25 protein-coding genes, 2 tRNA genes and 2 pseudogenes are annotated in these 26,388 nt (G+C 51.7%); 14 read left to right on the top strand and 15 right to left on the bottom strand.

What is annotated here, in order from left to right; genetic code table 11:
• Positions 1-7: 7 nt before the first annotated feature.
• From HV041_RS10055 to HV041_RS10045, 3 genes are all read left to right on the top strand, one after another.
• Positions 8-481, top strand: a complete 474-nt coding sequence (locus HV041_RS10055) for an ester cyclase (RefSeq protein ID WP_053065222.1) — start codon at positions 8-10, stop codon at positions 479-481.
• 90 nt (positions 482-571) lie between these two features.
• Positions 572-2,464 (top strand): FAD/NAD(P)-binding protein, encoded by a 1,893-nt coding sequence (locus HV041_RS10050; RefSeq protein ID WP_121584573.1) that lies wholly within the window; start codon positions 572-574, stop codon positions 2,462-2,464.
• 3 nt (positions 2,465-2,467) lie between these two features.
• On the top strand, positions 2,468-3,676 hold the full coding sequence (locus HV041_RS10045) for a cytochrome c (RefSeq protein ID WP_165712564.1): 1,209 nt from the start codon (positions 2,468-2,470) through the stop codon (positions 3,674-3,676).
• Between the two features lie 75 nt (positions 3,677-3,751).
• On the opposite strand, the gene HV041_RS10040 is transcribed toward HV041_RS10045, so the two are convergent.
• A complete protein-coding gene (locus HV041_RS10040) occupies positions 3,752-5,230 on the bottom strand; it encodes a PLP-dependent aminotransferase family protein (RefSeq protein ID WP_048211812.1) in 1,479 nt (492 codons plus the stop codon).
• A gap of 105 nt (positions 5,231-5,335) precedes the next feature.
• On the opposite strand from HV041_RS10040, the gene puuE reads away from it, so the two are divergent.
• From puuE to HV041_RS10010, 6 genes are all read left to right on the top strand, one after another.
• Positions 5,336-6,598 carry a 4-aminobutyrate transaminase gene (gene puuE, locus HV041_RS10035; RefSeq protein WP_182294210.1) on the top strand — a complete coding sequence of 421 codons (1,263 nt, stop codon included), beginning with the start codon at positions 5,336-5,338 and terminating at the stop codon, positions 6,596-6,598.
• Positions 6,599-6,815: 217 nt separating this feature from the next.
• Positions 6,816-8,948, top strand: a complete 2,133-nt coding sequence (locus HV041_RS10030) for a TonB-dependent siderophore receptor (RefSeq protein WP_121584575.1) — start codon at positions 6,816-6,818, stop codon at positions 8,946-8,948.
• A gap of 9 nt (positions 8,949-8,957) precedes the next feature.
• Positions 8,958-9,968 carry an ABC transporter substrate-binding protein gene (locus HV041_RS10025; protein ID WP_182294209.1) on the top strand — a complete coding sequence of 337 codons (1,011 nt, stop codon included), beginning with the start codon at positions 8,958-8,960 and terminating at the stop codon, positions 9,966-9,968.
• A 164-nt stretch (positions 9,969-10,132) separates the two neighbouring features.
• Positions 10,133-11,188, top strand: coding sequence for an ABC transporter substrate-binding protein (locus tag HV041_RS10020; RefSeq protein ID WP_048211808.1), 1,056 nt, complete (start codon positions 10,133-10,135; stop codon positions 11,186-11,188).
• Complete coding sequence (locus tag HV041_RS10015) at positions 11,175-12,179, top strand: iron ABC transporter permease (protein ID WP_121584576.1); 1,005 nt, start codon at positions 11,175-11,177, stop codon at positions 12,177-12,179. Before HV041_RS10020 ends, HV041_RS10015 begins: the two co-directional genes overlap by 14 nt.
• Positions 12,176-12,928, top strand: coding sequence for an ABC transporter ATP-binding protein (locus tag HV041_RS10010; RefSeq protein ID WP_048211806.1), 753 nt, complete (start codon positions 12,176-12,178; stop codon positions 12,926-12,928). The genes HV041_RS10015 and HV041_RS10010 overlap by 4 nt, the downstream gene beginning before the upstream one ends.
• On the opposite strand, the gene HV041_RS10005 is transcribed toward HV041_RS10010, so the two are convergent.
• Positions 12,915-13,637 carry a substrate-binding domain-containing protein gene (locus HV041_RS10005; protein ID WP_115602100.1) on the bottom strand — a complete coding sequence of 241 codons (723 nt, stop codon included), beginning with the start codon at positions 13,635-13,637 and terminating at the stop codon, positions 12,915-12,917. The two genes, HV041_RS10010 and HV041_RS10005, sit on opposite strands and share 14 nt — an antisense overlap.
• Before the next feature lie 241 nt (positions 13,638-13,878).
• Here HV041_RS10005 and HV041_RS10000 point away from each other — a divergent pair, with 241 nt between their 5' ends.
• On the top strand, positions 13,879-14,676 hold the full coding sequence (locus tag HV041_RS10000; RefSeq protein ID WP_121584577.1) for an MBL fold metallo-hydrolase: 798 nt from the start codon (positions 13,879-13,881) through the stop codon (positions 14,674-14,676).
• Positions 14,677-14,731: 55 nt separating this feature from the next.
• Here HV041_RS10000 and HV041_RS09995 read toward each other — a convergent pair.
• The 6 genes and pseudogenes from HV041_RS09995 to HV041_RS09975 form a co-directional block, all read right to left on the bottom strand.
• Positions 14,732-14,808 (bottom strand) — tRNA-Val (locus tag HV041_RS09995).
• Between the two features lie 3 nt (positions 14,809-14,811).
• Positions 14,812-14,888 (bottom strand) — tRNA-Val (locus HV041_RS09990).
• A gap of 199 nt (positions 14,889-15,087) precedes the next feature.
• Positions 15,088-15,174: pseudogene (locus tag HV041_RS25070) on the bottom strand (glutathione peroxidase); the annotation flags it as partial.
• A 150-nt stretch (positions 15,175-15,324) separates the two neighbouring features.
• A complete protein-coding gene (locus HV041_RS09985) occupies positions 15,325-15,873 on the bottom strand; it encodes a GNAT family N-acetyltransferase (RefSeq protein ID WP_061067824.1) in 549 nt (182 codons plus the stop codon).
• Positions 15,874-15,906: 33 nt separating this feature from the next.
• Positions 15,907-16,239, bottom strand: a complete 333-nt coding sequence (locus HV041_RS09980) for an EmrE family multidrug efflux SMR transporter (RefSeq protein ID WP_071887338.1) — start codon at positions 16,237-16,239, stop codon at positions 15,907-15,909.
• Between the two features lie 115 nt (positions 16,240-16,354).
• A complete protein-coding gene (locus HV041_RS09975; RefSeq protein ID WP_121585485.1) occupies positions 16,355-17,122 on the bottom strand; it encodes an alpha/beta hydrolase in 768 nt (255 codons plus the stop codon).
• Between the two features lie 146 nt (positions 17,123-17,268).
• On the opposite strand from HV041_RS09975, the gene HV041_RS09970 reads away from it, so the two are divergent.
• Positions 17,269-18,135, top strand: a complete 867-nt coding sequence (locus HV041_RS09970) for a LysR substrate-binding domain-containing protein (RefSeq protein WP_226813998.1) — start codon at positions 17,269-17,271, stop codon at positions 18,133-18,135.
• Between the two features lie 17 nt (positions 18,136-18,152).
• Here the strand turns inward: HV041_RS09970 and HV041_RS09965 are convergent, their stop codons facing one another.
• Positions 18,153-18,551: a helix-turn-helix domain-containing protein gene (locus tag HV041_RS09965; RefSeq protein ID WP_048211800.1), complete on the bottom strand. Its 399-nt coding sequence runs from the start codon at positions 18,549-18,551 to the stop codon at positions 18,153-18,155.
• A gap of 113 nt (positions 18,552-18,664) precedes the next feature.
• Between HV041_RS09965 and namA the strand changes: the two genes are divergently transcribed.
• Positions 18,665-19,741 carry an NADPH dehydrogenase NamA gene (namA, locus tag HV041_RS09960; RefSeq protein WP_121584579.1) on the top strand — a complete coding sequence of 359 codons (1,077 nt, stop codon included), beginning with the start codon at positions 18,665-18,667 and terminating at the stop codon, positions 19,739-19,741.
• A 285-nt stretch (positions 19,742-20,026) separates the two neighbouring features.
• On the opposite strand, the gene HV041_RS09955 is transcribed toward namA, so the two are convergent.
• Together HV041_RS09955 and HV041_RS09950 are read right to left on the bottom strand one after the other, a co-directional pair.
• The gene (locus tag HV041_RS09955) at positions 20,027-20,881 is read right to left on the bottom strand and encodes a DMT family transporter (protein ID WP_121584580.1); all 855 of its coding nucleotides are present in this window, start codon (positions 20,879-20,881) and stop codon (positions 20,027-20,029) included.
• Between the two features lie 133 nt (positions 20,882-21,014).
• The gene (locus HV041_RS09950) at positions 21,015-21,359 is read right to left on the bottom strand and encodes a DUF1294 domain-containing protein (protein WP_061067829.1); all 345 of its coding nucleotides are present in this window, start codon (positions 21,357-21,359) and stop codon (positions 21,015-21,017) included.
• 200 nt (positions 21,360-21,559) lie between these two features.
• Here HV041_RS09950 and HV041_RS09945 point away from each other — a divergent pair, with 200 nt between their 5' ends.
• Positions 21,560-22,057, top strand: a complete 498-nt coding sequence (locus tag HV041_RS09945; RefSeq protein ID WP_121584581.1) for a GNAT family N-acetyltransferase — start codon at positions 21,560-21,562, stop codon at positions 22,055-22,057.
• 5 nt (positions 22,058-22,062) lie between these two features.
• Here HV041_RS09945 and HV041_RS09940 read toward each other — a convergent pair whose 3' ends face one another.
• Positions 22,063-22,554 carry a GNAT family N-acetyltransferase gene (locus HV041_RS09940; RefSeq protein ID WP_115602095.1) on the bottom strand — a complete coding sequence of 164 codons (492 nt, stop codon included), beginning with the start codon at positions 22,552-22,554 and terminating at the stop codon, positions 22,063-22,065.
• Between the two features lie 137 nt (positions 22,555-22,691).
• Between HV041_RS09940 and HV041_RS09935 the strand changes: the two genes are divergently transcribed.
• The gene (locus tag HV041_RS09935) at positions 22,692-23,663 is read left to right on the top strand and encodes a LysR family transcriptional regulator (RefSeq protein ID WP_121584582.1); all 972 of its coding nucleotides are present in this window, start codon (positions 22,692-22,694) and stop codon (positions 23,661-23,663) included.
• On the opposite strand, the pseudogene HV041_RS09930 reads toward HV041_RS09935, so the two are convergent.
• The 3 genes and pseudogenes from HV041_RS09930 to HV041_RS09920 form a co-directional block, all read right to left on the bottom strand.
• A pseudogene (locus tag HV041_RS09930) lies at positions 23,617-24,061 on the bottom strand (PLP-dependent transferase); the annotation flags it as partial. The gene HV041_RS09935 and the pseudogene HV041_RS09930 overlap by 47 nt on opposite strands.
• 87 nt (positions 24,062-24,148) lie before the next feature.
• Positions 24,149-25,354: an MFS transporter gene (locus HV041_RS09925; protein WP_121584583.1), complete on the bottom strand. Its 1,206-nt coding sequence runs from the start codon at positions 25,352-25,354 to the stop codon at positions 24,149-24,151.
• 4 nt (positions 25,355-25,358) lie between these two features.
• Positions 25,359-26,387, bottom strand: coding sequence for an alcohol dehydrogenase catalytic domain-containing protein (locus tag HV041_RS09920; protein WP_121584584.1), 1,029 nt, complete (start codon positions 26,385-26,387; stop codon positions 25,359-25,361).
• Position 26,388: the final 1 nt, after the last annotated feature.

Raw genomic sequence — 26,388 nt, 5'->3', positions numbered from 1 at the left:
TAATACGATGAAAACATTAAAAATAGCCGCACTTTCATTGGTGATGTTCTCAGGATTCAGTCTGGCAGAAAGCTCACCGCTGAACACGGTTAAAGCATATATGGCAGCATGGAATGCGCATAATGCGCCGCTGGCTGCCCAGTACCTGGCGGACGATGCCGTTTATTACGATGCCGCCGCAGGAGAGCCGGTAACCGGCCGGAAAAAAGCTGAAAAAGACGTGATTGGTGCATTTATTAAGGCGGTCCCGGATCTGACCTGGAAAATGGTCGGTAAACCTGTCGCGGATGAAGATACTGTGGCATTTCGTTGGGAATTCTCGGGTAAAAATAGCGGCGAATGGGCGGGAAGTCCGCCGACAAATAATCCGATCAAATTTGAAGGTGTCAGCTATATTCATGTTAAGGCAGGAAAAATCACCTGGCAGGGTGATTATTATGACGCTAAAAAACTGGATGAAGAGCTGAAGCCAGTGAAGTAGTCGGCGGTATCCTCCTTGTATCTGCGAGGGGGAACCTCTCATTTGTAGTGTTTTTTAGGACAATGTGTCAGTGGCAAAAGGACAAAGTTAATGGCAATTACCCGACGTGATTTTCTCAACGGCGTGGCGGTGACTATCGCTGCGGGACTGACCCCTCTGGATCTGGTCAGAGCGGCAGGAAAGGGGCTCGAATTTATTGATGGAAGTTATTATCCGCCTGCGTTAACGGGGCTACGCGGTAACCATCCGGGTTCGTTTGAAATGGCCCATGCGTTAGGCCGTGAACATAAGCACTTTGATTTAAGCGCTCTGCCCATCGAGGAAGAGTACGATCTGGTGATTGTGGGCGGCGGTATCAGCGGACTGGCCGCGGGTTGTTTCTGGCATGAACTGGTCGGGAAAAACAGCAAGGTGCTGATCCTCGATAACCATGATGATTTTGGTGGTCACGCCAAACGCAACGAATTCACCTCCGCAGGCAAAAAACTTATCGGATATGGCGGGAGTGAAGCCTTTCAGTCACCCGCGCATAATTTCAGCCCCGAAGTGAATAAGCTGATGGAAACCGTCGGCGTGAGCGTCACGCGGTTGAAAAAGAGTTTTGACGTTAATTTCTACCCCGACTGGCAGCTAAGTCGCGGCGTCTTCTTCGATAAAAAGAATTTTGGTGAGACGAAAATAGTCAGCGGCGATCCGGGGCGTGCGGTATCCGATGATATTCCGCCGGATCGGCTCAATGGCCGTAATATCGAAGACTTTATCAATGACTTCCCCTTGAGTGAGGAAGATCGTAAAGCCCTGATCGATTTGCATGTGCGTCCGGTTGATTATCTTCCTGGGATGACGGTTGATGAGAAAACGGAATGGCTGGATACCCACAGCTATAGTGAGTTTCTTTCCACCAGGGTTGGTTTAAGCAAAATGGCGCTGCTCTATTTCCAGCAGCGTTCCAACGATTTCTTTGCCATCGGTATTGAAGGCATTTCCGGTAGTGATGCTCGTGCGTGCGCATTGCCGGGAATGGAAGCGTTAGGGCTGCCGCCGCTGGACGGTGAATCGCTTGCCGACCTCGAAGAGCCATATGTCTATCATTTCCCGGATGGCAATGCGGGTCTGGCACGGTTGCTGGTCAGACACATGCTGCCGGACGCGCTGCCTGGCAATACCATGGAAGATTCTGTCCTCGCCAGACTGGATTATGAAAAGCTCGACTTGCCGGAAAACACCACGCGTTTACGCCTGAACAGCACGGTGATTAATGCGGCGAACGTGGAGGGTGGCGTTGCCGTCACTTGGCTACGCGATGGCAAAATGCATCGCGTGCGCAGTAAGAATGCCATCATGGCGGGCTATAACATGATGATCCCATATCTGGTACCGGAAACACCAGAGCAGCAGCAGGCTGATCTCAAACTGAACGTGAAGGCGCCGCTGGTGTACACCAATGTGGTGGTCAAAAACTGGCAAGCGTTTAAGCAACTGGGGGTTCATGAGTTTTATTCACCGGCCGCGCCTTACAGCCGAATCAAGCTCGACTATCCGGTCAGTATCGGCGGATATCAACACCCGGCCTCGCCGGACGAGCCAATGGTGATTCATATGGTCTATGTGCCCACGTATCCTGGCAGTAATCTGTCCGCGAGGGAGCAGTTCCGTTTAGGGCGTGCTTATTTGCTGGGGACCACGTTTGCCGCACATGAAGAGATGATCCGTTCTCAGTTGCAGGAAATGTTTGGCTCAACCGGTTTTGACAACCAACGGGATATTGCGGCCATTACCGTAAACCGCTGGGCGCATGGTTATGCGTATTACGCTAATTCACTGTTCGATGATATGGAAAAAATGCCGGAGATTATTGAGCGGGCGCGTAAACCTATCGGACGTATTGCCATCGCTAACTCTGATGCTGACTGGAGCGCTTATGCTCATGCTGCGATCGATCAGGCATGGCGTGCGGTTAATGAACTCAAGGATATGGGGTGATTTATGCATAATGTAACCGTTTTAATCGCCTGCCTGTTTACCGCTTCTGTCTCTGCCGCTGAATCTAACGGTGAGTACATCGCGAGGATCTCAGACTGCGTGGCATGCCATACCGCGGAAGGCGGCGCGGCGATGGCGGGAGGTAAGAGGTTCCCCACGCCGGTTGGTGATATCTATTCGACGAATATTACCCCGGATAAGACGCACGGTATCGGCAACTATTCTTACGACGATTTTGAGAAGGCCGTGCGCCAGGGGATTGCCAAAGACGGTCATCCGCTGTACCCGGCGATGCCTTATCCTTCTTACTCGAAATTGTCCGACGCAGATGTTCAGGCGCTGTATAGCTACTTCATGCATGATGTTAAGCCGTCAGCAGAACCCAATAAAGAGAATGCTATTCCCTGGCTGATTTCGGCCCGCTGGCCGCTGCATATCTGGAATTGGTTGTTTACCGATGCGCCGACTGCCGCTGTTGAAGGCAACAAAGCGGATGATACGGCAGCGCGGGTAAAACGGGGGGCTTATCTGGTTGAAGGTCCGGGTCACTGCGGGTCATGCCACACTCCGAGAGGGATGGCGATGAACGAAAAAGCCTATACCAATGCCGATGCTGAGTACCTGAGCGGGGCGATGATCGACGGCTGGTATGCGCCATCGCTGCGGGGAACCGGGATGTCTGAGCAGGCGTTAACGTCATTGCTGCTGACGGGGAAAAGCAAACATGCTGCAGTATCGGGATCGATGTCTGAAGTCGTCAGCCAGAGCACACAGTACCTGACGGACGAAGATGCCACGGCGATTGCGCAGTATCTGTTGAGCCTGAAAAGCACGAAGACGGAACCGGCGCGTACGACAGCCGCTACGGCCTCCTGGTCGAATTCCCCTGAAGCGGGTAAAGTGACCTACAACCGCTACTGCTCGACCTGTCATGGTCTGGAAGGGAAAGGGACCGATGATAATGCACCTTCGCTTATTCACAATCCGTTAGTGATGGTAGACGACCCAACTCCGTTGTTCAGGGTGATTGCCCACGGCGCAGAAACACCGACGACGCGGGGGAATGTCTCCTTTAAGATGCCAGCCTATGGCGGGTTGCTCAGCGACAGCGAAATGCGCGATGTGATCAATTACGTGCGTAAAAGCTGGGGTGAAGGTAATGGTGAGGTAAGTCAGGAAGATCTGTCCGGGATTAAAAAAGCCTCACATTAATCTGTGCAATGATACCGGATGGCGCTGCGCTTATCCGGCCTACAAAAAGCGTACTTCGTAGGCCGGATAAGGTGCTTACTCGGTGTTTATCCTGATAATATCCGCAAGTCGGGTAAACGCCGCAGCCATCTCATGTTCTTCAATACTGGCAAAGCCCAGCAGCAGACCGCTGCGTTTTTCTTCTTTCACGTAGTACCGCGAAAGTGGGCGAACCAGAAGACCTTGTGCGTTGGCCTGTTGGGCAATTGCGCTATCATCAGTACCCGCAGGTAGCTGTAAAATCAGATGTAGTCCGGCGTTGCTGCTGTAAGGTCCCAGATAATCCTCACCAAGCTGGCTGATGATGAGCTCTACCAACGTATGGCGTCGGCGGCTATATAACTGGCGCATTTTACGGATGTGCGCCGCATAGTAACCCTCACGAATAAACTCAGCCAGCGCCGCCTGAATCAGGAGATGCCCACCACGATAGAGATCGTTATGTACCTTCATCAGTGGGGCGGCAAGCGGTTTGGGTATCACAACGTACCCGAGCCGCAGTGCCGGATAGAGGGTCTTGCTGAAGGTGCCGATATAGATAACCGGAGCATCTTCTTCCAGTCCCTGCAATGACGGGATGGGTTGGCCGGAAAAACGAAACTCGCTGTCGTAGTCATCTTCCACAATCCAGCTGTGCGTTTCACGTGCCTGATAGAGTAGCTGCCGTCGTCGACCAAGGCTCATTACCGGGCCAAGCGGATATTGATGTGACGGTGTCACAAAAATAAGTTTCGGCGCCGGTTCGACGCAAGCAGGCGCAAGCATGCCTTGTTCATCAACCGGGATGGCCGAAAAGTTGACGGCATTGATGCGCAGAATGTTTTTTATTCCCCAGTAACCGGGTTCTTCAATCCACGTATTATCGCCAGGATTACACAACGAGCGGGTTACCAGATCCAACGCCTGGTGAATGCCCTCGGTAATCAATATTTGATCTGGCGTACAGCGCACGCCGCGTGCGGTGCGCAGATAGTCCGCCAGCGCTTCTTTCAGTTCAATCAAACCACCAGTGGCATCGTAGGTGAGAAACTCCGGGCGTAGCCGCCTTGCCAGCCGATCCTGAATCTTTTTCAGTGTGCGATGCGGGAAAGAATGCACGTCCGGTACACCAGGAATAAAAGCTCCCCACTGGCGAGGGCTGGCGCTGGCATGCCCAAGCAGTTCAAGGCTACGGACGGACAAACTGGTGTGGTCTTCACGTGTCGCAGGTGAAACCGGAGGTTTATTAGGGGCCAGACCGAGATTGTCCAGCACGCTGTCGGTCACAAATGTACCGCTGCTGGTGCGCGCGGAGATATAGCCTTCGGCCTGCAACTGCTCGTAAACCCGCAGGACAGTATTCCGTGATAACGCCAGCTCACTCGCCAGGTCGCGTGAAGGTGGCATGCGGGTAGCGGGTTTCAGGCTCCCCTCAAGGATGCAGCTACAGATGGCGGCATACAGGCGACGATGCAGCTTCTCGTCAGTCTGCTGGCTAAATGCATGCTTGATCACATCTCCGGCAAGTGAACGCATTTGGATCCTTAAAATAAAACGATTTGGCTCTCGATTAAAGTACCAGATGGCGTCTAAATTTAAAGGGTAATTCAACCAATTGTGTTTATGGACAAGGTGTAGAGAATGAACAATAAAAACCTGCAACAACGTCGTCTGGATGCCACCCCACGTGGCGTGGGTGTGATGTGTGATTTTTATGCCCAGTCGGCTGAAAACAGCACGATTACCGATATTGAAGGCAATCAGTATATTGATTTCGCCGCCGGGATTGCCGTGCTGAACACCGGGCACCGCCATCCGCGTCTGGTGCAGGCCGTTGAGGCGCAACTGCAAGCCTTTACCCATACGGCTTATCAGATTGTTCCCTACGAAAGTTATGTATCGCTGGCGGAGAAAATCAACGCGGTGGCGCCAATTGACGGTAAGCGTAAAACGACATTCTTTACCACCGGGGCTGAGGCCGTGGAAAATGCGGTTAAAATTGCCCGCGCTCACACCGGTCGCCCTGGCGTTATCGCCTTTGGCGGTGGTTTCCATGGGCGGACATACATGACGATGGCGTTAACCGGCAAAGTGGCGCCATACAAAAAAGGCTTCGGTCCGTTCCCGGGGTCCGTTTACCATGCGCCATATCCTTCTGCGCTACAGGGGGTTTCAACTGCAGACTCGATTAAAGCGATAGAACGTTTGTTTAAAGCGGATATCGATCCGAGCCAGGTCGCTGCGATTATCTTCGAACCCGTCCAGGGGGAAGGCGGCTTTGTTGTCGCTCCGGCGGAGTTTGTCGCGGCAATTCGCCGTATCTGCGATGAGCATGGCATCGTGATGATTGCCGATGAGGTGCAAAGTGGTTTTGCCCGTACCGGGGAGCTGTTTGCGATGGATCACTATGCTGATAAAGCAGACCTGATGACCATGGCAAAAAGCCTTGCGGGTGGGATGCCGTTGTCGGGTGTCGTAGGCAAAGCCGATATTATGGATGCGCCTGCGCCGGGTGGGCTGGGGGGGACTTACGCCGGGAACCCGCTATCGATTGCGGCAGCTCATGCGGTACTGGATATTATCCGTGATGAAAAGCTGTGCCAGCGTGCGGCAGCGCTTGGCGAGCAACTGCGTGCTGTGCTGACCGATGCGCGTGCAGTATGTCCTGAACTTGCCGAAGTGCGGGGATTAGGCTCGATGATTGCCGCTGAATTCTGCGATGCGGCCACGGGTGAACCCAGCGCCCCCGCCGCGCAGCGCGTGCAGAAAAAAGCGCTTGAGCAGGGGCTGCTGCTGTTAACCTGCGGCCAGTATGGCAACGTGATCCGCTTCCTTTACCCACTGACTATCCCGCAGGATCAGTTTGCAAAAGCGTTAGAGATAATCAAAACGTCGATGAAGTAATCTCGTTCAGTACAGATCGTGTGTAAAGCCGACAGTAGTCATTACCGTCGGCTTTTTTGTTGTAACCATTATCGCCAATCCTCTCTCGTTATATATTTACATATATATCGATTAAGCCTATTCTATTCATCATACAAATATAATAAACGTGCCCCGCAAGAGAAGGCGCTTGTGTTATCGACCGCCAGTCTTTCTATCTAACGAATTGAATCAACAAATGTTAAATTGCAAAATCACCCCAATTGCCTCCGGGTTGCTGACTTTTTCTTGTCTTGCCGCCCCCCTGTCGGCCCATGCTGATGACACCATTACCGTTACTGCTTCCGCGCCTGCTCAATCTTCGTTTCCCGAGCAGGAGCCCGCGGCCGCTGAAAAAAAGGCGACGATCGGTAGCCTGGGGCAGCGAGAGTTAATCGATGTTCCGTGGTCGGTACAAACACTGTCGAAAAAGGTGATTGATCAGCAACAAATCAAAGATGTTAAGGACGTTTATCGCTACATACCGTCCGTTCAGGGAGAGGGGGTTCGACCACAAACCCGTGGCATGCAAGGAAGCGTGGTGCAAAACCATATGATTGATGGGCTGAATGCCGTTTCCACCACCGAATATCCGACAGAGCAGTTCCAGAATATAGACGTACTGAGCGGTATCGCAGGTTCACTGTATGGACCCGCTAACCCGGCGGGGATGTTTAATCTGGTCTCGAAACGCCCTCTGGATACGCCACTGCATCGGGTTACCGTAGGGCAAGGTACAGGGTCAGGAACGCTGGCATCAATGGATTTCAGCGGGCCTGTCGACGCGGGAGACAGAGTGAAGTACCGCCTCAACCTGATGAATGATGAAGGGAACAGTTACACCACCGATAGTCATGTTCGTCGGCAGTACGCGGGATTGGGCCTGGATTTTCAGCTGACCGATAAAACCGTGCTGGAGAGTAATTTCAGCTATTACCATTATTATGAAAAAGGCATGCCAGGCAGCTTTGCGCTGGCAAAAGGCGTGCAGTTTCCTTCGGCATTCGATCCGACGAACAGAAAATATGGTCAGTCATATGCAGGTCATGATGATGAAACGACCACTGCGGACATGCACATCAAGCATGATTTTGACGGTAACTGGATGCTGGATCTGGGGGCCTTACACCAGGTTGCTGACCGTGAATCGACGGCAGTAACCAACACCCTGACGGATAATCGGGGTCACTACACCACCACGACCTCGAATTCAGCGGCCAGTCGCTTTACGATCAACAGCTATTTAGCGAACCTGACCGGCAGCATTGATTCCGGCTGGTTGACGCAGGATATCGCGACCGGAATGCGCGGATTTGTATGGAAAAACTATAACCCGAGAAATGGGGGAACCTTTACGCTGGGGCATTCTTCACTTGATCAACATCCCGACTATCCGCGCCCGCCTTATCCTGACTTTACTAATCGCTATCATTCGGCGACCACTACGCAGCATGCATTTCTGTTAAGCGATACGCTGCATTTCACTCCGCAATGGAGTTTGTTGCTGTCTGGCAGCGAAAACTTGTTTACCGTCAGCAACTATAACAAATCCGGTCATGAAACCAGTCGCCAAAAGGATAACGGCATGAGCGGCTCCGCCAGCCTGATGTATAAACCGGTTGAGAACGTCACGCTGTACACCACCTGGGCTGACAGTTTGCAGCAGGGCGATACCGCACCTGCCGGGGCCAGCAATGCAGGACATGTGCTGGATCCGTACCGCAGCCATCAGGTGGAGGTGGGGGCAAAATATGCGCCCGTCAAAGATCTGCTGCTCACCGCGGCGCTATTTGAAGCAAAACGTCCCTTTGCTTATACCAACGACAACGGCGAATTTGCTCAGGACGGTACGCAGAAAAACCGTGGGCTGGAACTGATGGCTGATGGGCATATCACGGAAAATTTACGGGTGTTAGGGGGAGCCGCCTGGTTGGACCCCATGCTGCACAACACTGCCGCCAGTAATGCAGATGGTAAGCAGGTTGTCGGCTTGCCACGCTTTACCTCGAATGTGCTGGCAGTCTATAGCATTGAACAGGTTCAGGGACTGGATGTGGATGCCAACGTGCATTACGTCGGACGTCGGGCTACCGATAACGCGAATGATACCTGGGTAGGCAGTTATACCACAGTGGATATTGGTAGCCGTTATGCCACCAGACTGTGGAACACACCCACGACCTTCCGGTTTGATATCACTAACCTGACCGACCGCCGCTACTGGACCAACATTGTCCCCGGCGCGTTGACGGGTTATACGGGGGCCGGGGCGGCCAGTGCGCAACTTGGCGCCCCACGTCAGGCGCAGATTTCCGTTCAGGTTGATTTTTAAGGATTGCTGATGAAAACGTGCCACACATGGTTGCTCTGTGTGTGGCTGGCGTTTCCCGCCCTGGCCACGCGTCAGGTTGTGGATGATGCCGGTCACACTGTAACCGTCCCCACACAAGTTCAACGTATTGCGGATAGCTGGTTTGCCCATCACTCGGTGTTGATGACGCTGGGGGCGGGACGTCAGATTGTCGCCACCGTCAACCATCCACAGAGCCAGCCGTGGATGTTCAAAATAAACCCATCGCTGAATCAGGCCTTACAAATTCACGGGACGTCATTCAATAGCGAGGCCCTGCTGGCTCTGCATACCGATGTTCTGTTTGTCGCAAAGGGCAAGGGGGATGCGCAGAGTTACAACCTGGCGGGTATCCCGACGCTGGAAATGGCATTTACTGATTATCCTTCGATGGAAAAGTCAGTCACGACCACGGCGGACGTGTTAGGCACGGATCAGGCCCGTGCCAGGGCGGTGGCATATAATCAATTTTTAACCCGCACCATTGCGGATGTTCGCGCGAAAACGGCGACGTTAGCGGAAAATCAGCGCCCGCGGGTTCTGCACATTCAGTCGCTGAACCCACTGAAAGTCGACGGTAGAAACACGTTGATTGATACCTGGATTGCGCTCTCTGGTGGGCGGAACGTCGCCGGGGAAGTGGACGGTAACATGAAAGAAGTCTCACCCGAGCGGGTGCTGTATTGGCAGCCGGAGGTGATTATTCTCGGGGCGGGATGTGGCGATATTGCCAGTTCACCTTATGCAGCGTTGTTCAAAGAGCTTAACGCGGTGAAACAGGGCAAAGTCTGGCGCAATCCGGCGGGCGTCTTCCCCTGGGATCGCTATGGAACCGAAAGCGCGTTGCAGTTGCAGTGGGCCGCGTCAAAGCTGCATCCAGCACTGTTTGGCGGCCTGGATATGGTTAACGTAACCCGCGATTTTTACCGCCAGTTTTTTGATTATTCGCTTAGCGAGGCGCAGGCGAAGCAGATTTTAGCCGGGCTACCCCCACAGGGGTAAAGCGGGAAGCGCTGACGGGCAAATGCAGGCCAGTTCAGGGTTACACGCTGTATTTGCCGTGACGAACCGCGTGGCGGTATACCGTGTCTGGCGATAATGGGTTGCCAGCTATCACGTTATATAATTTAATGCATATCGAATTTTTCCCAGTCCAGATGGTATCTATGTTAACTCTTCGCTCTTTTGTGCTGGTTTGCGCCAGCATGTTTTTTGCCTTTTCCGCACAGGCGGATCGCACTATCACCGATCAGCTTGGGCGACAGGTTACAATCCCTGACCATGTCGATAAGGTGGTTGTGCTGCAACACCAGACGCTGAATATTCTGGTGCAACTGGATGCTGCGCAGGATATCGTCGGCGTGATGTCGAGCTGGAAAAAACAGCTTGGGCCTGAGTTTGCCCGGTTTATGCCGACAATAACTACGCTGCCTACGCCTGGCGATCTCACCAGCGTGAATATCGAAAGTTTGCTGGCGATTCATCCGCAGGTAGTGTTTGTCGCCAACTATGCGCCCGCTGAGATGATCCAGCAGATTCAGAATGCCGGTATCCCGGTGGTGGCTATCTCGTTACGTCAGGATATTGCCGGGCAACAGAATAAAATGAACCCGACGATGGCTGATGAAGAGCAGGTCTACAACGAAGGCTTAAAGCAGGGGATCCGCCTGATTGCGGATGTGGTCGGGCGTAAAACGCAGGCGGAAACGCTGATCAATTACGTCTTTACGGCGCGAGCAAAATTCAATGCGCCAGTTGCGGCCATACCGGAAGCGCAAAAGGTTCGCATTTATATGGCTAACCCTGATCTTATGACCTACGGTTCCGGGAAATACACTGGCCTGATGATGCAACATGCGGGTGGGTTAAATGTGGCGGCGGCCAGCGTGAAAGGCGCGCGTCAGGTGGCGCTTGAGCAGGTGCTGGCGTGGAACCCGCAGGTGATTTTTGTTCAGGACCGATATCCGCAGGTGGTCAAAGAGATCCAAAACGATCCTAACTGGCAGGGAATTGACGCGGTGAAAAATCATCGTGTCTGGCTGATGCCTGAATATGCCAAAGCCTGGGGTTATCCGATGCCGGAAGCATTGGCAATAGGTGAGTTGTGGATGGCCAAAAAACTTTACCCGGATGCCTATAAAAATGTCGATGTGGATGCGCAGGCGCAGGATTACTATCAACGTTTTTATCGTGTGAACTGGCAGTCAGATGCTGCTAAGTAAACGGGATTTCCCCTTGCAATCATTACTGATAGCAGGGGTGTTGGTGCTGGGGGTCAGTTCGCTGTGTCTTGGACAATATCCGCTGTCACTTCGTGAAGTGTTTTATCAACTCACCCATTTTGGCGATGCGCAGGGTATTGCCAGTCAGGTGATATGGACAGTCAGACTACCGCGTATTCTGATGGCGTTGCTGGCGGGGGGCGCGCTGGGATTGTGCGGCGCTACCTTGCAAGGGGTGTTTCACAACCCATTGGTCGACCCGCACATCATAGGCGTAACCTCGGGGGCGGCCTTCGGCGGGACGCTGGCGATTCTGCTGGGTCTTGAGCCGTGGCTGATGATGGGGTCAACCTTCTTCTTCGGTCTGGCAGCGCTCATTCTGGTATATGCCATTGCGGCCTTACAAGGGCTGGAAAATACGCTGGTGCTGATCTTATCTGGCATTATTTTAAGTGGTTTTTTTGCCGCGCTGGTGAGCCTGATTCAATACCAGGCCGATACGGAAGAAACCTTGCCGAACATCGTATTCTGGCTGCTGGGCAGTTTTGCCACGGCTAACTGGCATAAAGTCCTGCTGCTGGCGATCCCGGTATCCATTGCGGCGACGATGTTGTACCAGTTGCGCTGGCGGATAAATCTGTTATCGCTCAATGATAAAGATGCTAAATCGCTGGGCGTGGCGGTGGTTCCGCTGCGGCGTAGCGTGCTGGTGTGCTGCGCGTTTTTAGTTGCCGCTCAGGTGGCGGTCAGTGGCAGCATTGCCTGGGTTGGGCTGGTTATTCCCCATCTTGCGCGGTTGCTGGTGGGGGTTGATCATCGTCGCTTGCTCCCGTGTGCTTTTTGGATGGGAGGTGGTTTTATGATTGCGGTTGATGATATCGCCCGCACTCTGATGCATGCGGAAATACCGCTTGGGATCATCACCGCGTTGCTCGGCGCACCGCTGTTTGCCTTCTTGCTCATTCGTACCAGTCGTCGGGGGAAACAATGACATCTATTGCGCTCAGCGTGAATCAGCTTAGCTATGGCTATCGCTCTCCACTGTTTGACCCCCTCACTTTTCAGTGCCAGAAAGGCCAGATCTGGGCGGTGCTTGGGCGAAACGGTCTGGGTAAGAGCACGCTGCTGGATACGCTCACGGGCACGCGACCCGCGCTGGGCGGGAGTATTGATGTTCATGGGGGGATAGGCATTGTGGCCCAGCATTGCCATCTGCCGTTTCCCTATACGGTGAGCGACGTGGTGTTGATGGGGCGGGCGCAGCACGTAAAATTGTTTGCTCAGCCCAGCCGCCAGGATCAACAACGGGCGGAGCAGGCGCTGGAACAGCTAAACATTGCGCATCTCGCCGCCACATCGTTTAGCTCACTTTCTGGCGGTCAGCAGCAACTGGTGATGATTGCCCGTGCTCTGGTTACAGAATGCCAGACGCTGTTGCTTGATGAGCCATGTTCAGCGCTGGATCTTGCCAATCAGCAGGTCGTGCTGCAGCTCATCAGTGATTTGGCACACCGGCAGGGGTGTAGCGTGCTTTTCTCGACGCACGATCCGTTGCACGCCTTACAGATTGCAACTCATACGCTGCTGTTGCTTCCTGAGGGAAAATGGCTGGCAGGGCCGACGGACGGCGTGGTGACAGAAGATAATCTGTTCCAGGCCTATGGCTTGCCATTGCGAAAATTCAGTGTGGAAAACTATCAGACTCCATTTATTGCGCCGCTGTTTGCTATCCACCGCTAACAGGCAAGAAACCGGCGGCGGTCAGCAACGCCTGACCGTCGTTGGCAAGCATAAATTTAACCAGTCTCATCACCTCTTCAGAAGCATCGAGCACCGCCAGTTGGTATTCACACAAGATGTTCTGTTCCGCAGGAATAGCAACGTAGCGAACATCGGACGGTGAACCGAGTGCTTTTGCATAATGTGCGTAACCAATAAACAGATCGGCCAACCCCTGGCGAAGAAGCCAACTGCTTGCCAATTCTCCTGGCGGGATGCTGAGCGTATCGCGGCCACCAACCAGTGGCAGGGCGCGTGCACGAAGCTGTTGTCCAAGTCCCGGTTCCAGTGCATCCATGTTATCGAAAAATGTCCAGGTATAATCACCGGAAGGGTCGCAGCCCGGTGTGGATGTGCCAATACGCAGCGCCGGGTCGCGTAGTAAATCCAGCCATTCACCGCGCCGGTTGGTAACCAGGCCCAGTTGATTCCAGCACAGTGTATGTGTGGAAACGGCCCGGTGTGTGTCCAGTAGTCGTTGTGGATGTGCCCGATTTGCACTGGCGAACAGAGCACACGGTTCCCCGGCTTCAATACGCTCGCGCAGCAAACCTGCCGGGCCATAGCCAACGTTGACCTCAATGCCGCTAAGGCGGGTGAACTGATTGAGTAGTGGGGTAAATGCCAGTCGTAAACTTCCCGCAGCAAGGAGGGTGATTGAAGAGGGCATGATATCTGATCTCTGGACTATGGCAGTTATGCGAAGAAGATGAATGATACGCCCTGCACAAGGGACTTTGAAGGCATCTGATGATGCCATTTCGCTTACATCATTTGATGTTGTAGTCACTTTCAAAGGGTTATTTGATCCAGCGTGCGGTGGGATGCTGACGCTGTCTTTTTTTGTTCTATGCTTTGACCGTAATAAAAGATCCTGAACGGAAGAGAGCATACGTGCAGGGGGAAGACAAATGACAATCTTGTGTAAGACCTGCGGAACGTCCTATGACGATACGCATGGGGCTATAACGCATTGCAAAATCTGCGAAGATGAGCGCCAGTATGTTCCCGTTACCGGACAATCATGGATCGATCCAGCCGCGCTTCACGCGACGCATACGAATAAATGGCTGCAGCATGAGCGTTCGCTACTGAGTATTCAGACCGTGCCACGGTTTGCCATTAACCAACGAGCATTTTTGCTACGCACCCCGCAGGGGAATGTGCTCTGGGATTGTATTGCGAATCTGGACCCGGCCACGCAGACGCTCATCACCGCGCTGGGTGGGTTGAGTGCCATTGCCATTTCGCATCCTCACTACTACTCCATGATGCAGGATTGGGCGGCAGCATTCGATGCACCAATCTATCTGCATGCCGACGATCGCCAGTGGATTATGCGTGACAGCCCCTCTATTCGGCTATGGGAAGGCGATGTGCATAAATTACTCCCTACCGTGACGTTGTTACGCCTGGGCGGACATTTTGCGGGGGGGAGTATTATGCATATTGATGATGGGGAGGGGATAATCCTTGTGGGCGATATTTTGCAGGTCACTCCCGGTGCGGATGCTGTGTCGTTTATGTGGAGCTACCCCAATATGCTGCCATTGCCGGCAAGCGCGGTTATCCACATTATGCACGCGTTGCAGGATGTCAGATTCGACCGACTCTATGGCGCGTTTGAAGGTCAGGATATTAAATCCAACGCCAGACAGATTGTGGTGCGATCGGTGCAGAAGTATCTTGCTTGTCTGCGCAAAGAATAGAATGGGTTTCAGGAGAACGTTTGAGAATTTAGCACCAAATCAAAGGGATATGATTTGGTGCGTCCGAGTGGACTCGAACCACCGACCCCCACCATGTCAAGGTGGTGCTCTAACCAACTGAGCTACGGACGCAAATGGTGCGTTCAATTGGACTCGAACCAACGACCCCCACCATGTCAAGGTGGTGCTCTAACCAACTGAGCTATGAACGCAACGTTGTAGGTGACAACGGGGACGAATATTAGCGGCACAGACCGAATGAGGCAAGAGGGAATTAGCATTTTTCTGCATGTTTTCACGCGATTGCAGAGTAATTAAGCAAGTTGACTATATTTTGTTGATTTTGCAGCGTGTTTTTTATTCAGACAGCGAACTGGAGCATACCAGGTTCGGTTTGAATGACAGGGGCGCTCAGACTTTACGCGCTGTAAGGATAGTAGTTTCTATTTTCTCTGGGGTAGTGAAAGGGGTAAAACGCTTGAGCGGCTTGCTGTCACGCCTATCGGGAAGCCCACACTGTAGTTGATGTGACAGGCTTCGCTGCGTACGCGACAGTGGATTGGACAGAAAACTGATTCAAGAGGCGATGAACTTTTGCGAAGAACAGAAATTCTCTGCGGTTCAGTTATGGACATTCCATAATTTATATTAACCAACCTGACGAGCGTTCCATTCGTCGCGCGTGATTTCCCAAAGTTCAGAATCCAGCAAACCGCTGACATACTCTTTCTTTTCCGTCTTGATAAGCCGCATGCCGCTACTGTCTGAAATACGTTTGGAACGGATATTGAGAGATGCTTTCGGCGCACGCAATACCGTCTTATTTAACGTATTAAACCAGTAATCCGTAGCGATATTACTGGCCTCACGCATAAAACCCTGACCCTGATATTCCGGATCTAACCAAAATCCACGGTTATTATCCTCAACGTCATAAAGGCAAATTAAACCTATGAGAGCGTCAGGGGCCTCACGGAGTCTGATAGTCCAGATCCACGCAATCCCTTTTTCCATATCAGGCAGGGCAACGTTATTGACGTAATTCTCCGCACCGTTATCAGGATAGGGCCAGGGTACTGAGGAAACCATATAGCGAACTATCTCCCAGCGTGGATAAAGCAACTGAATCTGCGAGGCATCTTCGGCTTCTAATGGTTTTAACAGCAAGCGTTCCGTATGGAGTTTTGGTATTTTCATATGCGCTTTTCCTACAAGAGCAAAATAAGAGAATCAATGTGGGGAGGATTTTGAAAAAATATTAATAACCAGAACTCCAGCACAAATAAGAAGCATGCCTGCGATCGCCGGAAAATCAAGTTTTTGCCCACTTACCAACCAGCTCAAAAGGCTGATTAATACGATTCCAGCACCTGACCAAATTGCGTACGCAATACCCGTTGGAATGGTCGACAGAGTCTGGGAGAGAAGATAAAAGGCTGTGCAGTAGCACACAATAGTTGCTACCGATGGCCATAGGCGTGTGAATCCGTCAGAGAACTTCATCAGGGTTGTACCTATGACCTCAGCTACAATAGCTCCTGCAAGGAAAATGTATGAATTCAAGATCTGATCCCATGTGACAATCTAAAGCAAATATCGTATCACAAAGGGTTGGGTGAGTTTGAACGCAGCCCAAACTACTTTTTCGTGTAGTGATTAATAATCACCACGATATTGATTATTTTACGGCGCTGACCGCATGAAGAATTACACTTGCCACGGCATCTGGCTGAGAAATATGTGGGGCATGACTGGTGTTCAGGGTAGTCACCGTCGCGTGAATTTTCTTCGCCATCGCTTTCTGTAAGTCAGTGTCGAGCATATGATCCTGTTCGCTGACAATATACCAGGAAGGTTTATTTTCCCATGCCGCGTCTTTCACTTTTTCGCCAAATACTGCGCCGTTAGTTGGGCCCTGAGTGGCGTAGATAAGTCTCGCTTGTTCCGTAGTAACACCCTGCGCCAGGTGCTTAGAAACGCCTTCAGAAGTGAGCTTCAGATAACCCGCATCATCAGCATCAATATGGCTGAAACCTGATGGCGTAGGATAATCTTTTGTTAAATCACCGACAGACTCTCCGGCCGATGGTGCAAAAGCGGCAACATAAACCAGTGCTTTGACGTTCTCATTTTTTGCACCGGCCTCTGTAATGACTGCTCCACCATAGGAATGGCCGACCAGCACAACAGGACCTTTTACTCGTGCCAGTGCGCGACGTGTTGTGGCGGTATCTTCAGCAAAGGAGGTGAGTGGGTTTTGTACGGCAACGACATTAAGCCCTTTAGCCTCAAGCAAAGGAATGACCTTATTCCAGGTTGAACCATCTGAAAATGCACCATGCACAAGCACAACCGTGGGTTTAGCAGCTTTAACATCAGCTGCAGATGCCAGCGCTGAACAGCTCATGGAGGCCGCCATCAGTAAGGAAAGAGAGAGATTTTTCATATCAAGAATGCCTTTGTTAGTGATCGGATGCTCACGGTTAAGCGAGCTAAGTTGACTGGCAATGTACATTGAAAACGTAATGCGATAAATTTACGTAAATAACCATCACCTGGAACATTTCATTTCAAATGGATCGTTTAACCTGCATGCAGACATTCATTAGGGTGGTCGAGTCAGGCTCCATTTCTGCCGCAGCGGGTGAGCTGGATCAGTCCTCTCAGCTGACGGGTAAGCAGTTACGCATGCTTGAGCAAAATCTTGGCATTCAGCTGATCAACCGTACGACCCGGAGCCAGAGCCTGACGGACAGCGGCCGTCTCTTTTATGAAAGAGCGAAAAATATTCTGGCTGAAATGGAAGAAGCGGAAGCCGTGATTGCTGAAACCCGTGCGATCCCCCGTGGTAATCTCAGGATCAGCGCTCCCATTACCTTTGGCAGTCAGCTGCTGGCCTCAAAACTGCCGGAATATCTCAAACAAAATCCCGAAGTCTCGCTCGAACTCTGTTTGTCGAATCGCACTGTCGATCTGGTTGAAGAGCGCTTTGATGCCGTTTTTCGTACGGGAGAACTGGCGGACAGCCAGCTACTGGCAAGAGCGCTTGCTCCCTATCAGATGGTTATTTGTGCTGCACCGGCTTATCTTGAAGAGGCTGGAACGCCCTCTGTGCCGCAGGATTTGACGCGGCACCAGTGCCTGATCTTTACCCATACATCAATGCGGACGGAATGGAAATTTGAAGGCCCTGGCGGACAAGTCTCGGTACCTGTAACCGGCAGGTTTAAAACGGACAACAGCGAAGCCCTGCTTGCTGCCGCCCTCTCAGGGCTGGGAATCATTATGCAACCGCTTCCGCTGATGAGCGCGGACATCGCCGCCGGGCGGCTGGTGCGGGTTCTGCCCGATTATGAACTGCCCGGTCGGCCCGTCCATGTGCTTTATGCCCAGGACAGAAGAATGACTCCACGATTACGAAGTTTTATCGATTTCTGCATCACCCATTTTGGCTCTTAGATACCCGTGAAGACGGCTTACTTCGGATCGCCGAGAACCTTTTTCAACTCCTCGATATCCTCTTCAACCGCTGTTTTAAGACCGCGGCGTTCCAGCCAGTTTCTGCCCCATATGCTTAGATCCAGAACCAGTTTGTTCAGCTCCCGTCCTTCGTCACTCAACGAGTATTCAACCTTTGGTGGAACAACGGGATAAACCTGGCGAATAATCAGGCCATCCTCTTCAAGTTCACGCAGTTGCTTCGTCAGTAAACGCTGATTGATGCTGGTTAAAAACCGCTGGAGTTCGCTAAACCGAAGCGTACCGTCCTTAAATAAATGATAGAGGATCACCCCTTTCCATTTCCCACCCATGATATGCAGTGCTGCTTCCATTGAACAACCTGGTGCCGAATCGTAGTTACGTAATTTCTTCATAAAAACATCATGGTTACCTTTTGGTAAGTATGTGCATTTTTTTAGCGTATAAACGAATTATAATCGTATGGTACTTTTAGCGGGCTAAATATCAATCACTTTCTGGAGTAGAAATGTCAGCTTTGCTTTTTGAACCCATCACAATCAACGGCGTTGAATTCCGCAACCGTATTGCCATGTCCCCGATGTGCATGCACTCGGCATCTGACGACGGCAAGATTAATGACTTTCATGTTATCCACTACGGCGCGCGTGCCCTGGGCGGAGCAGGTCTTATCATGCTGGAAACGGCCTCTGTATTACCGAATGGTCCAATCGGTCCTGGAGACATCGGTATCTGGGGTGATAGCCATATTGAAGGTTTGTCCCGCGTGACAGATGCCATTCACCGTTTTGGCGCGAAAGCCGGCGCACAGATTGGACATGCTGGTCGCCAACTGGGAATTGACCTGCCCTCTATCGCGCCGTCAGCTATTCCGTTCACACCTGATTCCCGCGTACCACAGGCGATGAGTATTGAGCAAATTAACGAAGTCGTAGAGGCGTTCCGTCAAGGTGCTCGCCGTGCGCGTGAAGCCGGTTTTGACGTTATTGAAATCCACGGTGCCCACGGCTATCTGTTGAATCAGTTCCTGTCGCCGCTAGCGAACAAACGTACCGATGAATACGGCGGTAGCCACGAGAATCGTTACCGCATTGTGCGTGAAGTCATTGACGTCGTGCGCAGCGAGTGGAAAGGCCCATTGTTCCTGCGTATCTCTTCAACCGATTATGTTGAAGGCGGAAACCGTCCGGAAGACTTCTTGATCTACGGCAACTGGATGAAAGAACAAGGTATTGATCTGATTGACTGTTCAAGCGGCGGAATTGCGATGGTACAGGTAAACACTTACCCAAATTATCAGGTCCCTGCAGCCGAGCTACTACGAAGGGAGTTGGATATTAAAACCGGGGCTGTAGGTCTGATCGAAACAGGTCGTCAGGCAGAAGAAATTTTGCAGAATGGCCGGGCAGATATCATTCTTGTTGGCCGGGATATGCTGAAGGATCCGTTCTGGGCGCGTACTGCAGCAGACGATTTGAACGTTGTACTCCCCGTTCCTGCACAGTACACCCGCTATGGTTCTGGCTGGCAGCGTTCTCAGCCGCGACTGCCGGCAGCTGACCTGGCAAGCACTGTAGAGCAATAATAACAGCTACTTCATCAGCCCTGCACGGTTGTAATGCTGTATCTGTACCAATAGACCCTTTGTTGTAACCCTCATAGTTAAAAAAACAGAAGTGCTTTCCTTTTGCCCCTGCATGCTGACGCAGGGGTTTTTTTATTGAGAACATCTGATTTTGTATTGCGGATGGTAAAAACCTTAAAAATCAAAGATAAAATTAATTCCATAAATATACTCATCAAATCATATCAACGTCCGCTCCTGGCTGTGAGTCAAAACACCGAAGCACAGTGCTGTGACTCCTCAACGTTATCCCTGTGCTGATTTCTTACTCTGTGTTCGATCGGATGAAATAACAATGGCTATGCCAGCCAGAACGATCAGTGTGCAAACCAGAATTCTCAAATCAGGCAATTCGCCAAGAAATAGCACTCCACCTACCGCAGCAATACAGGGCACGCTCAACTGCAGCGTGCTGGCGGTTGCTGAAGACATAGTGGCAACAAGTTGGTACCAAAGTACGTAAGTCACACCAGAAGCCAGTCCGCCGGAGAGCAGGGCAAGGATGACGCCGTTGGCGTCAGTATGCACGGGCTCCTGTCGTACCAAACTCAGGATGAAAATAACCGGAAGGCTCAGAATGAAATTTCCTGCAGTCGTCCCGGCAGGAGAGAGGATATTTTTCCCACGCACAGAATAAGCTCCCCATGCCATGCCTGAAACAACCATCGTCAGGGCGGGTATCAAAGGGGGAGCGGTTGCGCCGGGGAGCAGCAGCATAATGATCCCCCCGATGGCAATAACGATCCCGGTGGCTTTGTATCCGCTAAGTGTTTCACCTTTTATTAATCCCCAGCCAATCATGCAGATCTGCACTGCGCCAAACAGCAGTAATGCGCCTGTTGCGGTATTGAGCTGCACATACGCGATTGAGAAAAATAATACATAGGCACACAGCAACAGGGCATCGATGATTTTCCAGCGTATTTCTTTCAGTTTACCCCGGGCTATATGCCAGAAAAACAGCATTACTGCACCACCGAGTAATCTCAGCACGCTGAACGTTTCAGGATCTGAATACCCATTCTTTAAGGCGATACGACAGAGGATAGAATTGGCTGCAAATGCAGTTAGCACCAGGAGAACCAGCAACAGCTTTTTCATATCCATCCTTAATGTTGACGATCTGTTGCAGAGTATAGAGTGCGTACATCAGGACAGACATGCTAACGATGCTTTTGTTTATAATCCAACACGATAACGTTGCACAGGGGCTGGCGCTATCCCTAAATGATGCTCAGGAAAGTGAGAATGGAAAGAACTGATACACGGCCACCATAGCGGAGGTACTTAATATCACACTGATGATGAAGTAAGTTTTGAAGGGCTGCTTTTGTGTTTTATGGTGAAAGAGTTGTTGGCCGACAATGGCTCCAGCCCATCCGCCCACAGCGCCAAATACCAGCAATGTGGATTCCGGCACTCTGCGCCAGGCCTTACGCGCTGCCATTTTGTCCACGCCGTAAATCGCCAGCGTCAATATGTTGGCGAGCAGGCCCCATATCAGCAACGGATGTGGGGCAAAAAGGCTACTGACCGCAGAGCAGACCAGTAGCAAATAACAACAGCGATTGAGATTCATCTCATTAACCACAGCCAGAACGGAGAGGCGATTATCTTAACCCAGAACCGACACCGATAAATGGATATGTAGATTCCTGGAAGCCAGGGTTATCCAGATTTTGATACAGAAAATGTCGGGGTCGCATGTCCAGTCTATAAAATAGAACATTATGAAAAGTAATGATATTGTTCTACCAGCCACGCTCATAACGAGGTTTTATGAAAATCAGAAGGTTCAAGAATGGAGATGAGATTTCGTTACTCAGCGTTTTCTTATCTTCTGTACATACCCTCACATCCCACTATTACACACATGAACAAATAGATGCCTGGGCCCCGTCAGATATCGACCCGGATCACTGGACTAATCGCATGAGGGCACTACGTCCCTTTGTTGTTGAAGTGGATGGTGAAATAGCTGGATATGCGGATGTTCAGCCAAATGGGTACATTGACCATTTCTATGTCTCGGGAGTCTACCCGAGACAGGGCGTAGGGACGCTACTGATGGACCGCATTCATGAAGAAGCCAGACAACGTGGAATGGGTGAACTTACTTCAAATGTCAGTAAGGCTGCGGAAGCGTTCTTTCTACGACACGGCTTTCATGTCGTGGAACGAGGTTTCCCTGTGTGTCGTGGCGTGACACTACAAAATGCACTGATGCGTAAATATTTGGCGAAACAGATGAAAAGAAAAAGAGTCGTGTCTGGATAGTTAAATCAGAGTGTCATCATCATTTCATGCCAGGCCATACCACCGTGATCTGACTCTGACGGTTTCATATACTGGTAACCAAAATGAGCATACAGATCGACGTGGCGATCTTTACACAACAGGTGGATTGTTTTTTTGTTCATTGCTTTCATATGCGCCACGAATTCACGCATCAGCAACGACGAGTATCCTTTGCCCTGATAATCCGGGTGAACCACGACAGACATAATCACGGCATTAGGTGCATCCGGATCGTGTCCAACCAGTTCTTTAAATTCTTCATCAGACATCACGACTTCCCATGCGCAGCCTGCATTGATGAAACCAATAACGTCGCCGTTCAGCTCCATACACAGAAAACCTTCCGGATAGCGGTTAATACGGGTGGCTATTTTCTCGCGCGTTGCGGCTTCATCCCCTTCGTAGGATGTGATTTCAATATCATAGCAACGATCGACATCGGCGGCAGTGGCCTGACGGAATACAGGGGTAGACATAGTTTTGCCTCTTCAGAATCATTTTGTTGGAAATATACTATCTTTTTTCAATCATGCTTTCGCTGCATTTTATGCAAAAATAAAATGTACAATATTCATTAATCACTATTTTCAAATTTCACCCGGAAAAAAGAACCATGGTGTCGACGTTGCGCAAGACCGATCTGAATTTATTGCTTATCTTCGATTCTCTTTATCGGCATGGGAGCGTAACGGAGGCCGCTAATGAAATGGCGCTAAGTCCGTCAGCGCTGAGTCATGCGCTCAATCGCTTACGTGCCTCACTGGATGATCCCTTATTTGTGCGCACTGGCGGACGCATGGTGCCAACGTCAAAAGCAGAGAGCATTGCCGCTAACGTTTCCGCCGCTCTGAACAGTCTCTCGACTTGCCTACATGAGCCTGAACACTTTGAGCCGGAAAAAAGCCGGGAGACGTTTACTTTTGCCGCCACGGACTACACGGCCGCTGTGATCCTGCCAGGCCTGATCGCGAGAGTTAACAGCCTCGCGCCGGGTATTACCATTAAGCTTATCTACTCACGCGATTTTAACGCCGATGAAGATCTGCTTTCGGGCAAAGTTGATTTTGCTCTTGGTTTTGAAGAAGAGCAGAAAAATCCCCGGCGCGGTATTGAGTCCATTACCTGCTTTACTGATGATTACGTGGTTGCGGTGCGACGTGGTCACCCTGAAATTTATGATTCCCTTACCCATGAGCGCTATATTAACGCCGGACACGTGGTGGTACGCCCATGGCTGGAATCCCGGGGTGCTATCGACCGCTATCTGGAAAGTCAGCAGGTACGCCGCCGAATTGTTGTTGAATTACCAAGTCTGATGATTGCCCCGCTCATTGTTTCAAATACTGATCTGGTCATCACGCTGCCCAAGCGGGGCATCTCATCTGTTTTTGATATGAAAAATCTTGTGGTGTTTACTCCTCCATTCCCAACACCCCAGTATATTCTGAAGGCTTATTACAGCCCACAGCTCAGTAACTCCCCTGGACATTTATGGATGAAAGAGCAAATTTTACAGCTTTGCGAGCCGCAAAACCCGATTACGTCAATGAATGCAGCCGATCAAACCCCTGACGCAGATCGGTGATCAGGTCATCCGGATCTTCCAGGCCAATCTGGAGCCGAAGGGGTTCTCCCTTCTTGTGCCACGTTGTCGCAGTTCGATATTCCCGGCAGCCGAAAGGAATAATCAGGCTTTCAAAACCGCCCCAGGAATACCCCATTCCGAACAGCTGCATGTCATTTAGCATGCGTGTACGGGATCAAGCACCACAGAGAACAGCCCTGACGATCCCGTAGGGTCTCGCTCCCATATTTCATGTCCCGGACAATCCGGCATTGCGGGGTGGAGTACAGTTTTGACTTCAGGTTGTTCTGCAAGCCAGTGAGCAATTGCCAGTGCTTCCGCTTCTTTCAGCGAATATGCAACGTTCTTAAACCATGTAAGGCAAAGAAACAGTCTTCTGCACCCGGTAACATGGCAAGTATGCCCAAAATCATGCCCGTTGATGTTGGGCTTTAGATACTTTTTACATCAACGTAACCCGCTTCCAGATAGCAGACAAAACTGGGTCAGAAAGTTAATTTATCCTGCTTTTTTGCCCGCAACTCGTTAACAATACCTACAAACGCAAGACCGACGGGAACAAGGGCCCCCCACAGGACGGAGTTCCAGCCGTAGAGGCTGAGTAGAGCACCTGAAGAAAATGACCCTACAATCATAACCCCAAATACCACAAAATCGTTCAGGGACTGGACCTGGGTTTTCTCTTCTGGACGATGATATTCAATGATCTTCGCCGATGCGCCGGTGAAGCCAAAATTCCAGCCGAGACCCAGCAAAATCAGCGACAACCAGTAGTGAAAAATATCGGTTCCACCGAGTCCGGCGAGGACAGAGCATGCAGTGATAAGCAAACCCGCAGCAGCGATACGCATGGCTCCAAAGCGGTTAATTAATTTGCCAGTGAAGAAACCCGGACCGTACATGGCAATAACGTGCCACTGGATACCGAGATTGGACGCCTGTTGAGAGATGCCGTGCATGTGCATCGAGAGTGGTGCTGCCGTCATCAGGAAGTTCATCACCATATAGGTTACCGCACCGCTGAATACGGTTCTGGCAAACCCTGGCCGACGGGCAATTTCGCGTAAAGGCCGCCCACCCGTTTTTATCGCGCAGGTAGGTTCTGCGGTTTTTACGCCTTTAAGTATGAATGCCGAAATAACGGCCACGAGCGCCTGCGCGAGGAACGTGACGGCGAAGGTATGAGGCGGCCAGAGGTGCATCGTGCCTGAAACCAGCATCGGGCCAATCACGCCGGCAACCACGCCGCCTCCCATCACCAGCGACAGGGCCCGGGCGCGACGTTCTGGCGTGACGCCGTCGGTTGCCGCAAAACGAAAGCTGAGCGCAACGGCTGCATAGGCTCCGCCCATGAAGGCGGCAATGCAGAACAATATAAATGAGCCAATCACGACGGCCAGGGCGGCGGTCAGTCCAGTCAAGACACCCGCCCCGGTTCCGACCATAAATGCGCTTTTACGGCCATTTTTACGCGCTAATGAGCCTAACGGCAGGATACAGCCTGCCATCCCCAGAACAAACATGGTGATGGGAAGTGTAGCCAGCGAGCTGCCGGGAGCGAGGGCGTTACCCACAATTGCGCCAGTGGCATAAAAGACGACAGAGTTGGCACCCGCGAGGGCCTGCGCGGCCGACAGGCGAATGATATTATTTCTCTGGTCTGCAACGGGCAGGAAATGTTCTGCGGACATGTGATTAATTATCCTGATTCATGGTGAGCACTATCCTGTATCGCGCCAGACCTTGCTTAAGTCTGTTGAGCGCCTCATTTGCCCGTTCAAATGGCAACAGCTCTGTGATGGGCAACGTCTGAAAGAGGTGGCTGAACTGCAGTGCGCGCTCGGTTTGCGCCGGTGTGCCGACGAAGGAGCCTGTCAAGGTGCGTTCAGCGCCGATCATCATACCCGGCGAGACCTGCAGCGGCTTTTGTCCTGTACCCAGCAAGATTGTTTTACCCTGGGGGGAGAGGGCGGACAAGAGGGCTGAAACCGTTTCTGAAGCCGGTGCAGTTGCCACGATAAAATCCACACCGCCGTCATTTTTCAGGCGTTCTGATGCATTTTCCTCAAGTGTATTGATGTAGTGATGCGCACCCAGCTTAAAGGCCGCGCGTTCTTTTTCGCTACCCCGTGCAATCACAGTCACCTCAAAACCCATTTTACGGGCGTACTGAACAGCCATGTGTCCAAGCCCACCCACTCCGAGAACAGCCACTCTGTCGCCCGCTCTTGCGCCTGAATTACGCAGTGCGTTGAAGGTAGCGGTACCGGCGCAAAGGATCGGGGCTGCATGCACGGAAGAGAGCGCGGAGGGAATTGCTATCAGCGCGGTATGTCGCATGACAACGTACTCTGCGTAGCCGCCATCGCAGCTGAGGCCCGGCGTCAGTTGATTTTCACAGAGATGAAAAAGCCCTCTGCGGCAAGGTTTGCAGTGCTGACAATACCCACCCAGTCGGCCGACGCCTACGCGCTGACCGCATTGCCAGATATCGGGTACCCTGTTCCCCTTGCGGGCAATAAACCCGACGATTTCATGTCCCGGTATACGGCCGGGTTGGCCCTCCTGCGGCGCTCTTTCCACGTCCCGGAGATCGGCACCGCATACTCCGCATGCTTCAATTTTGATAAGCACCTCATCCGGACCGGGAGCGCGTATCGGCCGCTTTGTCATTTCCAGCACACCGGGGGCAACGATCTGCATCGCGCGGTATTTTTTATTCATA

The organism is Citrobacter sp. RHBSTW-00029 (assembly GCF_014104295.1).
GTDB classification, from domain to species: Bacteria; Pseudomonadota; Gammaproteobacteria; order Enterobacterales; family Enterobacteriaceae; genus Citrobacter; species Citrobacter youngae.
The sequence above is the reverse complement of the archived record's forward strand: the minus strand, read 5'-3'. Positions and strand labels throughout refer to the sequence as shown.